The sequence below is a fragment of the Desulfitobacterium hafniense DCB-2 genome (assembly GCF_000021925.1).
GTDB classification, from domain to species: Bacteria; Bacillota; Desulfitobacteriia; order Desulfitobacteriales; family Desulfitobacteriaceae; genus Desulfitobacterium; species Desulfitobacterium hafniense.
Genome location: NC_011830.1, coordinates 4,301,585 through 4,314,236, shown reverse-complemented (window position 1 = coordinate 4,314,236; position 12,652 = coordinate 4,301,585). Strand labels below are relative to the sequence as shown.

The 12,652-nt window shown below is 50.3% G+C and carries 12 protein-coding genes; all 12 read left to right on the top strand.

What is annotated here, in order from left to right; genetic code table 11:
* Window positions 1–8 precede the first annotated feature (8 nt).
* The 12 genes from murD to sigE all read left to right on the top strand — a co-directional run bounded on the left by murD (window position 9) and on the right by sigE (window position 12,652).
* On the top strand, window positions 9–1,373 hold the full coding sequence (gene murD / locus DHAF_RS20280; protein ID WP_015944996.1) for a UDP-N-acetylmuramoyl-L-alanine--D-glutamate ligase: 1,365 nt from the start codon (window positions 9–11) through the stop codon (window positions 1,371–1,373).
* A gap of 23 nt (window positions 1,374–1,396) precedes the next feature.
* Entirely contained in the window at window positions 1,397–2,491 is a 1,095-nt protein-coding gene (spoVE, locus tag DHAF_RS20275; RefSeq protein WP_015944995.1) for a stage V sporulation protein E, read from the top strand.
* Between the two features lie 734 nt (window positions 2,492–3,225).
* The gene (murG, locus tag DHAF_RS20265) at window positions 3,226–4,335 is read left to right on the top strand and encodes an undecaprenyldiphospho-muramoylpentapeptide beta-N-acetylglucosaminyltransferase (protein WP_015944994.1); all 1,110 of its coding nucleotides are present in this window, start codon (window positions 3,226–3,228) and stop codon (window positions 4,333–4,335) included.
* A 71-nt stretch (window positions 4,336–4,406) separates the two neighbouring features.
* Window positions 4,407–5,231 (top strand): hypothetical protein, encoded by an 825-nt coding sequence (locus DHAF_RS20260; protein WP_041272008.1) that lies wholly within the window; start codon window positions 4,407–4,409, stop codon window positions 5,229–5,231.
* Window positions 5,146–6,027: a UDP-N-acetylmuramate dehydrogenase gene (gene murB, locus DHAF_RS20255; RefSeq protein ID WP_015944993.1), complete on the top strand. Its 882-nt coding sequence runs from the start codon at window positions 5,146–5,148 to the stop codon at window positions 6,025–6,027. Before DHAF_RS20260 ends, murB begins: the two co-directional genes overlap by 86 nt.
* Window positions 6,028–6,043: 16 nt before the next feature.
* Window positions 6,044–7,303, top strand: a complete 1,260-nt coding sequence (murA, locus tag DHAF_RS20250; RefSeq protein WP_015944992.1) for a UDP-N-acetylglucosamine 1-carboxyvinyltransferase — start codon at window positions 6,044–6,046, stop codon at window positions 7,301–7,303.
* An 82-nt stretch (window positions 7,304–7,385) separates the two neighbouring features.
* Window positions 7,386–8,111 carry a cell division protein FtsQ/DivIB gene (locus DHAF_RS20245; RefSeq protein ID WP_015944991.1) on the top strand — a complete coding sequence of 242 codons (726 nt, stop codon included), beginning with the start codon at window positions 7,386–7,388 and terminating at the stop codon, window positions 8,109–8,111.
* A gap of 18 nt (window positions 8,112–8,129) precedes the next feature.
* Complete coding sequence (locus DHAF_RS20240) at window positions 8,130–8,459, top strand: small basic family protein (RefSeq protein ID WP_005811377.1); 330 nt, start codon at window positions 8,130–8,132, stop codon at window positions 8,457–8,459.
* 234 nt (window positions 8,460–8,693) lie between these two features.
* The gene (gene ftsZ, locus DHAF_RS20235; protein ID WP_005811376.1) at window positions 8,694–9,755 is read left to right on the top strand and encodes a cell division protein FtsZ; all 1,062 of its coding nucleotides are present in this window, start codon (window positions 8,694–8,696) and stop codon (window positions 9,753–9,755) included.
* A 196-nt stretch (window positions 9,756–9,951) separates the two neighbouring features.
* On the top strand, window positions 9,952–10,725 hold the full coding sequence (locus DHAF_RS20230; protein ID WP_015944990.1) for a type II toxin-antitoxin system Phd/YefM family antitoxin: 774 nt from the start codon (window positions 9,952–9,954) through the stop codon (window positions 10,723–10,725).
* Window positions 10,726–11,000: 275 nt separating this feature from the next.
* Window positions 11,001–11,903 (top strand): sigma-E processing peptidase SpoIIGA, encoded by a 903-nt coding sequence (locus DHAF_RS20225; RefSeq protein WP_005811356.1) that lies wholly within the window; start codon window positions 11,001–11,003, stop codon window positions 11,901–11,903.
* On the top strand, window positions 11,903–12,652 hold the full coding sequence (sigE, locus tag DHAF_RS20220; RefSeq protein WP_005811355.1) for an RNA polymerase sporulation sigma factor SigE: 750 nt from the start codon (window positions 11,903–11,905) through the stop codon (window positions 12,650–12,652). The genes DHAF_RS20225 and sigE overlap by 1 nt, the downstream gene beginning before the upstream one ends.

Genomic DNA, 12,652 nt, shown 5'->3' with positions numbered 1-12,652 from the left:
GTGAAAGAATGAATTTAAAGAAAAAAAAAGTATTGGTCGTCGGTGCTGGAAGAAGTGGCTTGGCGGCAGTTAAAAGACTGAAAGCCCTGGGCGCCCGCGTCATCTTAACGGATCAAAAGGAGCCGGATCAACTCAGTGGTATCTTAGAATTGGGCTTGCCGGATGGACAACTTGTGTTGGGGCATATCCCGCAATGGCATGAGGTGGAAGCTGAAGTGATCGTTCTTTCTCCCGGAGTATCCCCCCAACTTCCCTTTATTCAAGAGGGGATTGCTCAGGGGGCTTTGGTTTGGAGTGAGGTTGAGCTTGCCTTGAGAGATCATCCGGCCTTCAAGATTGGCGTGACAGGTACCAATGGGAAAACCACTACCACCACATTGATTGGGGAACTGGCCAGGCGGACCGGAAAATCAACTCTGGTCGCCGGCAATATCGGCGTGGCCTTAAGCGATCAGGTGGAGAACCTGGATGAGGAAGGGATTATCGTAGCCGAGCTTTCCAGTTTTCAGTTGGAATTGGTGGACAGTCTCTGTATGAATGTGGGGATTCTCCTCAATGTGACCCCTGATCATTTAGATCGTCACGGGACCCTGGAGAATTATCTGGCAGCCAAGGCCCGGATTTTTGAGAAGCAAAGGCCGTCGGATTGTGCCATTTTAAACTGGGATGATGCCAGGGTTCGTGAGTTGGCTCCTCATCTCAAGGCCCGGGTGGTCTTCTTTAGCCCTACTTCTCTCTTGGCAGAGGGATACGGAGTGCAAGGGGATGAGATTGTTCTCGCCAGGGACGGGAAGATCACTCCCATCATCAAGCGCAGGGAACTTCAGCTCAGGGGTAATCATAATCTGGAAAACATTATGGCTTCCATCGCGGCGGTGAGGGAGCTGGGACTTTCCTGGGAGGAGATCGCTCAAGGCCTCCGGGAGTTTAAAGGGGTTGAACACCGTCAGGAAGTGGTAGGGACCTATGAGGGGATCCTTTTTATTAATGATTCCAAAGGGACTAATCCTGATGCGGCAGAAAAAGCCTTATATGCCTTTGAAGAGCCCATCGTTCTTATTGCCGGGGGGAAAAACAAAGGCTTGGATTTCCATGATTTCATGAAAACGGTTAAGGAACAGGTGAAAAGCCTTGTCCTGGTCGGCTCGGCGGCGGCTGAGATGGAGCAGGCGGCCAAAGATACAGGAATTCGGCATTACCTGCGGGCTGAGACCTTTGCAGAGGCTGTGGAGCTGGCCATTGCCGAAGCAGAGCCTGGAAATGTGGTTTTGCTCTCACCGGCTTGTACAAGTTGGGATATGTTTAAGAGTTATGAAGAAAGAGGGGAATTCTTTAAGGAGTTAGTGCGTAGGCATTATAGGGAACCCATTTAAATTTTCAAAGGGGGAACTAAAACATGCCAAGACGCCGTCGCCCTGATCTGGTCTTACTTGGAGCAATCCTGGCGCTCCTTACGATAGGAATCGTAATGGTGTACAGTTCCAGCGCTGTGAAAGGATATGTGATGTATGACGATCCCTATCACTTTCTGAAAATGGAGGTGATGTGGGTTGTCGCTGGCTTAGTGGCGATGATTCTGGCCATGACCCTGGATTTGGACCTTATGCGCCGTTGGGCAAAGCCGGCTCTTATTATCGCTATTGTCCTCCTGATCATGGTTAAGATTCCCGGGATCGGGCGCAGGGTTAATGGTGCTGACCGCTGGATTGGTCTGGGTCCTTTATCCATTCAACCTTCTGAAGTGATCAAGTTGGCCATGGTTTTGGTCATGGCCAACATCTTAGCCATTGATCCGCATAAGATTAGGTCTTTTCGGCATGGTCTGCTTCCCGTATTGGGGCTTTTGGGTCTTGTTGCGGGCCTGATTATGCTCCAGCCTGATTTGGGAACAACCCTTGTGATCGCCGGAGTGACTTTCTTTATGCTCATAGCCGCAGGTGCCAGAGCCAGCCATATTATCGGTTTAGGGGGCACCGGTGTGGGTTTGGTGGTGGCCGCCATTATAGCGGAACCCTATCGCATGAACCGGATTTTTGCCTTCCTGGATCCCTGGGTGGATCCTTCGGGAAAGGGATATCAAACGATTCAGGCGTTGCTTGCTTTGGGGCCGGGCGGGCTTTTTGGCTTAGGCCTGGGGCAAAGCAAACAGAAGTTTCTTTATCTCCCGGAGAATCATACGGATTTTATCTTCGCTATGATCGGGGAGGAACTGGGCTTTGTAGGAGCCACTCTCGTCATTCTGCTCTTCTTCCTGTTTGCCTGGCGGGGGTTCCGGGTGGCTATGGGAGCACCGGATGCTTTTACCGGCTTTCTGGCTGTGGGGCTGACAGGGATGGTGTGCATACAGGCGATGATCAATATGGGTGTGGTCAGCGGAGTGCTTCCCGTGACGGGAATCACCCTGCCGTTCCTAAGCTATGGCGGGACGTCTCTGGTGTTTACCATGCTGGGGGTAGGAGTGCTTTTGAATATTTCGCGGGAGTCGCGCTAGCGACGCTTGGGGCTGGCTTGCGGAGTTTGCGTAAGGGAGACTTCGCAGGAATTTGTGCAAGGGAGTTGCGATTACAGACGCTCGGAAGTTACGGTCGCAGAGCAAACTAAGGGCTAAACTGCCTTTTGCAAGCGGCGGGATTCCGCCCTAAATCGCTCCTGCTCAATAGGGCGCGGGTCACGTCCGTGTGACCCGTCCCGCAGTCTGGGGAGCAGTTTAGCCCAAGTTTGCTTAACTGCTCCCGTAAAAGCCTCGCTTACTGTAATTGCAAGCTCGCTTGCGGGATTAGTCTGAGGAGTGCGTCTTTGGGTGGTGGGGCAGAGCTTGCAGGGCTTGTGCAAAGGAGCTTGCGGGATCGATTGAAGAGTCTCAAGAAGCACACCCTTACATATACTTATAAGTGGGACCCAAGGATTTTGCTATACAGCGGGAAACGCCTTCAAAGCGAGCGGAAACCAATCTTCGCGAAAAGTACGCAGCGGAGCCGGGTTGGAAACAGGACGTTTCCAACCGCCCATTGAGCAGGAGCGATTTGGGCGGCGTCCCGGCGGAGCGGAGTGCTTGAGCGATTAGATTGGTCCGCGCAGCTTTATAGAGTGACCGCGGATAGCAAAATCCTGGAGACTTAACTTCAGAGTAATACCTAAAGAGCGAGAGAACTATCCAAAACAAGCTAATAAAACACTAAGCAGCAACCCAAGCAAACTTACCAAACACGAAGGGAGCAGAATTCCATGCGCGTGATTGTAACAGGTGGAGGAACAGGGGGCCATATCTATCCGGCTCTGGCCATCGCCAAAGGGATTCTCGTCCACCAGCCGGATGCTGAAATTCTTTACATAGGCACTCGGGAAGGGATGGAAGCGCGCCTGGTTCCTGAGGCCGGGCTTGAATTTGCAGGAGTTTCCGGGCAGGGGCTGCCCCGCAAACTCAGCCTGGAAACTCTCAAAGTCGGGGGCAAGAGTTTTAAAGCCCTATGGGAGACCAAACAGATTCTCAAAAAATTTAAACCGGATCTTGTGGTGGGAACGGGAGGATATGTAGCAGGGCCGGTCGTATTGACTGCGGCCTTATTTGGGATTCCGACCTTGCTCCATGAGCAAAATGCACTGCCGGGGATTACCAATAAGATTCTCACCCGTTTTGTGCGCAAGGTCATGGTGACCTTCCCGGAGAGCATTGCTCACTTCGGTGTGAGGCGGAAGTTGGTTTTGACGGGTTTGCCCGTTCGCCCTGAGATAGGGAACATATCCCGGGAGAGAGGGGCGGCATGTTTAGGGCTGCGCTCTGATTGTCTGACCCTCCTTGTCACAGGGGGAAGCCGGGGCGCCCGCAGTATTAATCAAGCCATGCCCACAGTGCTTAAGCATTTGGCAGGCAGAAAAGATATTCAAGTCATTTGGGCTACCGGTAAAGCGACCTATCAGGAAACTCTGGAGAGTTTAAAGACTCAGGGGATTCAGTGGCAGAGGGAAAACTGGCGGGTCCTTGAATACCTCAAGGATATGCCCGAGGCTATGGCCTGTGCTGATTTATTCGTGGGGCGGGCCGGAGCAACGACCTTAGCTGAGATTATGGTAGCTGGCAAACCGGGGATTCTTATCCCTTATCCTTTGGCAGCTGAAAACCATCAGGAATTCAACGCCAGGGCTCTGGAGAAAGATGGTGCCGCCTGTGTTATTCTGGATAAAGATCTAACCGGTGAAAATCTCTGGGCCTTGGTGCAAGGGCTTATAGAAAAGCCTGAAAAGCTGCGCAAGATGGCTCAAGCCGCCCGGAGTCTGGGTCAGCCCGATGCCCTTAATAAGATCGTCAAAGTCTGCCTGGATACGGCCTGGAAATAATCTCCGTCCTTTCACACCTTCTGACTGTGCTGCATAACATATGACAGTCAGAAGGAAGGGAGTGGGTTGCTTTGTGGCCTAAGCGGAAAATATTACTTCTCGTTCCCCGAGATAGGGATGAGTGGCAAGGAATTCTTTCTCTGTTGAATGCCCTGCATAGAGATGTTATAGTCAGAGAAGCATCACCTGAAGCTAGCGTCGATTGGGCAGATGGAACAATCCCGGGTCTGGAAGAGGAGCTGTATGATGCATCCGATGCAGGACCCACAGAAATTCTCTATTGGCCCGGAATCCCTCAGGAGGATCCTCACCGGCAATGGGGCCTCTCCCGAGGGCTTATGCAAACTGAACTGACGGAGTTCCTACATAGGTATTGGGAAGAAGAGATCATCCTCCCGGTAAATTCCGGGGTAGGAGATGATGAACCTTTTCTGTGGAAAATATTGGATTGTGCCGGATTTGAACCGTCATTGCTGTGGCAGACCGAGGAAGGTCAATGGGAGGTTCGCATCAATAACGGCCTGCATTGGATCATCCCTGAAAGCTGGCTTACAGGGGGTTGGGGTCATGAGAGCTTTGGACGCCGGCCCCAGCTGGTTCTCACTGAAAGCTGTTGGGTTTGTCAGGGAGAGCAGGTGGAATTCTATGGGGATAAAGACCGCTTCGAATATCTGGGGGATGTTGCCCCTTGTGGGAATAAACCCCTGGATGACGCGGTATATACAGTAGTGCTGCAGGCGCTCCAGCTGGGGGTTCCCTGGCGGAGTATCCGGCGCGCCTATGATATGATGAACATAAGGTGGTATACCAATGACATGGCAAGGGATGAGGGGACGGATCGAGCACCGGTACCCTCTGCAGAAATTGAATACCTGGCGTATAGGGGGACTGGCTGAAACTGTCTGTTGGCCGGAAAGTGAGGAAGAGCTCCGGGAAATTTGGCTTAAGTGTCAGGAGCAGGGCATACCGTTTCGCTTATTTGGCCGGGGTTCCAATGTGCTGTTTCCGGATGAAGGATTACCCGGGGTAACGGTGATCAGCACGGGCTTAGCTCAGTCTGTATGGGATTCTGAACGGGTCACTGTGGGAGCGGGATATTCTTTGGCCCGGCTGTCTCAAGAGGCAGCCGATCGCGGCTTGACGGGATTGGAGTTTGCCCGGGGGATTCCGGGCACAGTGGGTGGAGCGGTCGTTATGAATGCGGGAGCCCATGGAGGGAGCATCCAGGATATTTTGGAAGAGGTTAAAATCCTGGCTCCAGAGGGAGAAGTGCAGCGGCTTGCTAAAGAAGACATACAGTTTGGTTATAGGGAGTGTTCCTTACGGGATCAGGCCATTGTCCTGGAGGGAGTTTTTCACCTGAAACCCGGAGATCCGGATGTGATCCAGGCCACCATGAGTGAGAACCTGGCCAGGCGCAAAGCAGCCCAGCCTTTGGAGCTGCCTAATGCAGGAAGTGTGTTCCGCAATCCTCCCGGAGGTTCGGCGGGACGTTTAATCGAGGAAGCCGGTTGGAAGGGAAAGCGATTAGGCGGAGCTCAAGTATCCTCAAAGCACGCCAATTTTATAGTAAACCAAGGAAATGCCACGGCCCGCGATGTATTAGCCTTGATTAGGGAAATACAAAAGGATGTTCATCATCAGTTCGGTGTTGAGTTAAAGACTGAGGTGCGGTACATCCCACCCAGCTAAGAGGGAGGAATCTTTCATGGCGATGGATCGCTATGTCATTACCGGAAAACAACAGTTGGAAGGTAGACTGCGTAATAGTGGAGCCAAAAACTCATCCCTACCTTTACTGGCAGCTTCTTTGCTGGTTTCGGGAAAAACCACGTTATTGGATATTCCCCATTTAGCAGATATCAGCAATATGATCGAAGTGCTGGAATATCTCGGTGCTCATGTGGAAGATCAAAAAGAGGCTTTGCTTGTAGATGCTTCAGACCTGGCCCGCTGGGAAGTGGATGAAGGACTGATGCGTCAAATGCGAGCCTCTAATCTTATCCTTGGTCCCATACTGGCTCGCAACGGGCGGGTGCGCATCTCCAAACCGGGCGGGTGTGCGATTGGTTCGCGGCCCATGGATCAACACATCAAGGGCCTCCAGGAACTGGGGGTCAAGGTTAAAGAAAAACATGGTTATATCGAGGCTTGGGCGGATCAGCTCCAAGGGGCTAAGATTTATTTGGATCTCCCCAGCGTAGGAGCTACGGAAAACCTCATGATGGCGGCTGTCCTGGCTAAAGGAACCACCACTATCTACAATGCGGCCAGGGAGCCGGAGATTATCGATCTGCAGAATTTCCTGAACAAGATGGGGGCAAAAGTCCGCGGTGCCGGCATGGATGTTCTGCGCATTGAAGGAGTGAGCAAGCTCTATCCTGTGGAGCATACGGTGATACCGGATCGGATCGAGGCGGGGACCCATATGGTGGCCGCCGTAATGACTCAGGGAGATATTGAAATCAGCAATGTGATTCCTGAGCATTTAGAGCCTGTGACGGCTAAACTGCTGCAAGCGGGGGCGGAGATCATCCTCGGGGATGACACGATTCGGGTCAAGGGCAAGAGGAGAATCAAGGGAGTGGATTGCAAAACTATGCCTCATCCCGGTTTTCCAACGGATATGCAGCCTCAATTCATGGCCCTGCTGTCCATGGCTGAGGGGACCAGCATCATTACTGAAACCATTTTCGAAAACCGTTTTCAGCATGTGGATGAACTTCGCCGCATGGGGGCTCAAATTACTGTGGAAGGGCGGACAGCTATTATCCGCGGTGTGAAAAGTCTGGAGGGCGCCTTTGTAGAGGCTACGGATCTGCGGGCGGGAGCCGCACTTTTTCTGGCGGCTTTAGCTGCCGAAGAAGCTACTGTGCTGGAAAAGGTGGGACATATCGATCGCGGCTATGATAATCTGGAGGAAAAATACCGCAGTGTAGGTGCCAAGCTCAAACGGGTCAAATCTTAGAGTGCCGAAATTAAAGGATTCCCAAAGAAAGACATGACAGAGAGGATTGTATTCGATATACTGAGAGCTGGGGGGAGTGACCGTGGAGCCTAGGAAATCGACTACATCCTTTCTCTATATTTCCATACTTGTTATACTCTTTGTAGTGGGGATAAGCTTCTTCTTGCAGTCCAGCTATTTTAACATTGAAGCAGTAAGCATCGAGGGCCTGCAAGAAATTCCCCTCAATGAAATCGAACGTTTAACTACGGATGTAACAGGACAAAATCTAATTATGTTGGATCAAAGGCAGCTTGAGCAAAAGGTGCTGCTTCACCCTCTGGTGGAGTCGGTGGCATTCAAGAAGAAGTTCCCCAATCGTTTGGTCCTGGAGGTTCAGGAGCGTACCCCTGTAGCTCTGGTGATTGTCGCTTCGGGAATAGTTGAGGTGGATGGTAAAGGGATTTATCTCCGTCGCCGGGAGGGATGGCCTGAGCAAAGCTATCCGGTGATCAATGGAGTGACTCTTCCTGATACAGCAGGTCCTGGGCAGGAATTGGATCTTCCCGGTCTGAAGGCTGCCCTTAATTTGTTAGGACAAGCCCCTCAGGAGTTAAGGCCTTTGATAGGGGAAATCTATGTAAATCCTATCCAGCAGATTATCCTTTTTTTGACGGATGGCATAGAGGTCCGTTTAGGCAAAGCTGATGCCTGGGCAGAAAAACTTAAGTCCCTTTATACGCTGATCAATGATGAGGGGTATAAGTCGTTTAAGAATGGGGTAAGGTATATCGATTTCACGGCTGCTAAGCCTGTTATCGGTCGTTAATGAGGAGGAATTTCTTACATGTGGTTACCATTTTTAGGTCTGATCCTGGGACTGGCTATCGGCTGGTTCAGCCCGTTTTCCGTGCCGGTTGAATACTCGAAGTATCTCTCAGTGGCTATTTTGGCGGCTTTGGACTCCGTATTGGGAGGTATTCGTGCTGCTCAGGAAGACCATTTTGACTCTGTTGTTTTTCTTTCGGGTTTCTTTACCAACATTCTGCTGGCTGGAATCCTTGCCTATGTGGGAGACCGGATTGGGGTGGACCTGTTCCTGGCAGCTGTGGTGGCGTTTGGAGTCCGATTGTTCAATAACTTAGCGATTATTCGCCGACATTTGATTAGGAGATAGAGATAGGGAAGAATAAAAGGATATTCTTGACGATAATCCGTGAACATTAGGTTTTGTGGATAATATTTCATGTTAAAAAATTGAAGTGAAAAGAAGGATAATATGCCTGTCCATAGAATTTACTTTTGGTATGGGAATACTTTGAATTTGCTTCGAACCGGGATTAACTCTATTGGGAAATCGCATTATGGATAAAAGGTTTTCTTTAATATAAGCGAGGGGGTCGTCAGCTAAATGCTTGAATTTGATATGGACTTTAATCAGTTCGCCCAGATTAAGGTGATTGGGGTCGGGGGCGGTGGCAACAACGCGGTTAACCGTATGATTACGGCGGGTTTAAAAGGTGTGGATTTTGTAGCGGTAAATACCGATGCCCAGGCAATTAACCTCTCGCGGGCCGGCCAGAAAGTCCAGATAGGCAATAAATTAACTAAAGGACTTGGTGCAGGAGCAAATCCTGAAATCGGGTCAAAAGCGGCTGAGGAAAGCCGGGAAGAATTGATTAATGTCCTGAAGGGCGCAGATATGGTCTTTGTTACCGCCGGAATGGGCGGAGGCACAGGAACCGGAGCGGCCCCCATAGTTGCTGAAATCGCTAAGGAGCTGGGTGCTCTGACGGTTGGAGTCGTGACACGTCCTTTTTCCTTTGAGGGCAGAAAGCGGGCTATGCAGGCCGAAAAAGGCATCGCTGAGCTTAAGAGCAAAGTGGATACCTTGATCACCATTCCCAATGATCGTTTGCTTCAAGTGGTGGATAAACATACCGCTCTTCATGAAGCTTTCCGGATCGCTGATGATGTATTGCGCCAAGGGGTCCAGGGGATTTCGGATTTGATAGCGGTTCCCGGACTGATTAATTTGGACTTTGCCGATGTGAAGACCATTATGCGCAATACCGGTTCGGCTTTGATGGGAATCGGTTCGGCAACAGGTGAGAACAGAGCGGCGGATGCGGCGCGGAAAGCGATTTCCAGTCCTTTGCTGGAGACCTCTATCGAAGGCGCTCAAGGGGTTCTGCTGAATATCACCGGCGGTCAAAACCTGACCTTATTTGAAGTCAATGAGGCCTCTGAGATCATTGCTGAAGCGGCGGATCCGGAAGCTAATATTATCTTTGGTGCGGTCATCGATGAAGGCCTGAAGGATGAGATTCGGGTTACGGTCATTGCTACCGGCTTTGATCAACAAAAATCCGCTGCCGGTAATTTAAGAGGAAATGCCAATGAAGCGATTCGCCCGGTGGCAGCAACATCTGAGGATCTTGATATTCCCGAATTCTTACGTCGCAGACGTTAATTTGTTAAATTGGTTTTGATGAAGTACATAGGAGTCAGGCTTTGAGTGCTCAGTGAGCAGGCAAGGCCTGGCTTTTTATCATTGGCCTTCGGGGGCTTTTCCGGAGCAGACAGCTCTTTAGGTAGTCATTTTTGAATACAAATAGTTGATATAATTCGTGCGATATTATATAATTATTGTACGAGGTGAGAATAAAATGGACGATAAAAAAGAAGCTAATACGATAAAAGCGAACGACACAATCACGGCTACGGAGCTTAAAAACAACCTGGGCATGTACCTGGACTATGTCATGAACGAAAATGAGGAAGTGGTGATCACCAAAAATGGCAAGAAGGCTGTACGGCTCACCCCCTACATCACAGATGCCGACCGCTATTTTCTCATGAAGGAGAAGGCCCTGGATTACCAGTACGGGGGCAAGAAGGTCTCCTATGAGGAATTCATGGAAATCTATGAGAAAAGCGATCTGCGTATGGAGTTCATCAACGGGGAAATTGTGCTGTTGGGTTCCCCAAGCCTTTCTCACCAGCAAATCTCGGGAAACTTATTTGCAGAATTCAGGAAATACCTCAAAGGCAAGCCCTGTAAGGTGTTCTATGCTCCTTTCGATGTGCATTTCCGCAAAGAGGGGTTCAAAGATCCTGACGTAATGCAGCCGGATCTGTTTATTGCCTGTGATGTGGCGGAGACCACCAATGAGCAAGGGCGCTATATGGGCACACCGGTCCTGGTGGTGGAAATCCTCTCTCCCAGCACCCGCTCCAGGGATATGGTGGATAAGCTGAACACCTTTATGATTTCCGGGGTCAAGGAGTTTTGGATTGTGGATCCTGTGCAGGAGATTATTCTGGTTTATGGGTTTAAAGACCTGGATATTGAGCATTTTATGACCTACCGGAAGCAGGACACGGTCCGGTCCTTCTGGTTTTCTGATCTGGACATTGCAGGGGCTGAGATTTTTTCTTAAAGGGTTAAGGCCAAATAAGGTTTAGGCCCAAACTGATTTTGCAGGAGTTGTCCGAAATAGGTACGCGCGTACCTATTTCGGACAACTCCTTTGCTTTACTGTTGTTCCAGTTGCGGGAAAAGGTTTGCGAAGCTTTCCTGCCCAATTTAGCTTAACCGCGATTATACGTCACCAGTCGCAATAGTTTTCCTAAATATTCCCACCTATTGCGACAGCTTTTATTCGCCACCTTCGGTATAATTTGGGAGAGACGGTAGAAAGGGCTGCAATGAGTCATGGAGAGGTATTTGGATCTTGACCTTTTAGTGAATGGAAGTATGGATGCCTTGCTCTTAATCCTCGCCGCCCGACTAGCGAATCTACCCTTTCGAGGCAAGAGAATTGCGGCAGGTGTAATCGCTGGAGAAATTCCGGTTATTCTATCTGCCTATGCTCCAGCCTCGTTGATTTTTGAATTGAGTAAATACCTCATTCCCTGGCTCATGGTTTGGCTGGCCTATCCCTACCGGGGGTTCAGGCTTTACTTTAAGTCTCTCCTGATCTTTTGGATTCTGTCAGCCGGGCTGGGGGGGCTTATCTACGCTTTATGGGGTTGGCTCAGCTTCGATGGCAGAATAGGGGGTTCTTTGCGGCTTGGCCTGAAGAATCTGTGGATTCTGCCCCTGGTGGCCGGATTGTGGTGGTTTACTCAAAAAGCCTGGCATCGGATCTTAGGTTCCGCTGCCCACCACCAAGCTTCAATCTATGACCTGGAGATTGACATGGGCCGGGGGAACCCTTTCCGGGTAAAAGCGCTCTTGGATACGGGGAATCAATTGCGGGATCCGTTGACCGGATATCCGGTGATTTTAATTGAGGAAGAGGCAGCTGCTGCCGGGGTGCCGGAAGAGCTGCTCCCGGTTTTGCAAGGAGCTTGGCGGGATTTGGACGATCCTTGGCCCTGGCTGTGGCAGTCCGATTCTTTATGGATTAAACAATGTGCCTTTATCCCCTATCAGGGAGTAGGACATAAAAGTTGGCTTCTGGGTATCCGACCCCAAAAGGTGGTTTGTACATCCTTGTCGGAGCCCAGGGAAATGAAAGCAACCCTTGCTTTTGTGCGGCAGGTGCTTAGCCCGGATAGAGCCTATCAGGCCTTGCTGCATCCGGAGCATGTTCAAGGAGCGGAGGAAAGCTGATGAGAAGGATAGTAGAGCATATCAAACTGATAGTGGAACATATCAAGTTATGGGCCGTAAAAATCAAATCAAAACTGATAAGCAAGTTTACCGACTGGCGGGAAATTTATTATGTAGGGAGCAGTGAAGCTCTCCCTCCTCCCTTAAGCACGGATGAGGAAGGAGAGCTGTTGGAACGCCTGGAGCGGGGGGATGTGAGTGTCCGGGATGTTCTGATTGAACGAAATTTGCGGCTGGTGGTCTATATTGCCCGCAAGTTCGAAAATACGGGAGTCGGTATCGAGGATCTTGTCTCCATTGGCACGATTGGGCTGATCAAGGCTGTCAATACCTTTGATCCTCAGAAAAAGATCAAACTGGCAACCTATGCTTCACGTTGTATTGAAAATGAAATCCTGATGCATTTGCGCCGCAACAATAAAACGAGAACCGAGGTATCCTTCGATGAGCCTTTAAATATTGATTGGGATGGTAATGAGCTCCTGCTTTCCGATGTCCTGGGCACGGAAAACGATATTATTTCCCGTCCTTTGGAGGAAAAGGTGGATCGCCAGCTTTTGCATTTAGCGATGGCCAGGCTGACGGATCGTGAAAAACTGATTATGGAATTGCGCTTTGGTTTGGATAATGGAGAAGAAAAAACCCAGAAGGAAGTTGCCGATCGGCTGGGTATATCCCAATCCTATATTTCGCGGCTGGAAAAGCGGATTATCCGCCGTTTGCGGAAAGAATTTATCCGTTTGGAATAA

Coding starts and splice junctions, on each gene's coding strand:
- murD (WP_015944996.1), top strand. CDS start 9: ATGAATTTAAAGAAAAAAAAAGTATTGGTCGTCGGTGCTGGAAGAAGT.
- spoVE (WP_015944995.1), top strand. CDS start 1,397: ATGCCAAGACGCCGTCGCCCTGATCTGGTCTTACTTGGAGCAATCCTG.
- murG (WP_015944994.1), top strand. CDS start 3,226: ATGCGCGTGATTGTAACAGGTGGAGGAACAGGGGGCCATATCTATCCG.
- murB (WP_015944993.1), top strand. CDS start 5,146: ATGACATGGCAAGGGATGAGGGGACGGATCGAGCACCGGTACCCTCTG.
- murA (WP_015944992.1), top strand. CDS start 6,044: ATGGCGATGGATCGCTATGTCATTACCGGAAAACAACAGTTGGAAGGT.
- DHAF_RS20240 (WP_005811377.1), top strand. CDS start 8,130: ATGTGGTTACCATTTTTAGGTCTGATCCTGGGACTGGCTATCGGCTGG.
- ftsZ (WP_005811376.1), top strand. CDS start 8,694: ATGCTTGAATTTGATATGGACTTTAATCAGTTCGCCCAGATTAAGGTG.
- DHAF_RS20230 (WP_015944990.1), top strand. CDS start 9,952: ATGGACGATAAAAAAGAAGCTAATACGATAAAAGCGAACGACACAATC.
- DHAF_RS20225 (WP_005811356.1), top strand. CDS start 11,001: ATGGAGAGGTATTTGGATCTTGACCTTTTAGTGAATGGAAGTATGGAT.
- sigE (WP_005811355.1), top strand. CDS start 11,903: ATGAGAAGGATAGTAGAGCATATCAAACTGATAGTGGAACATATCAAG.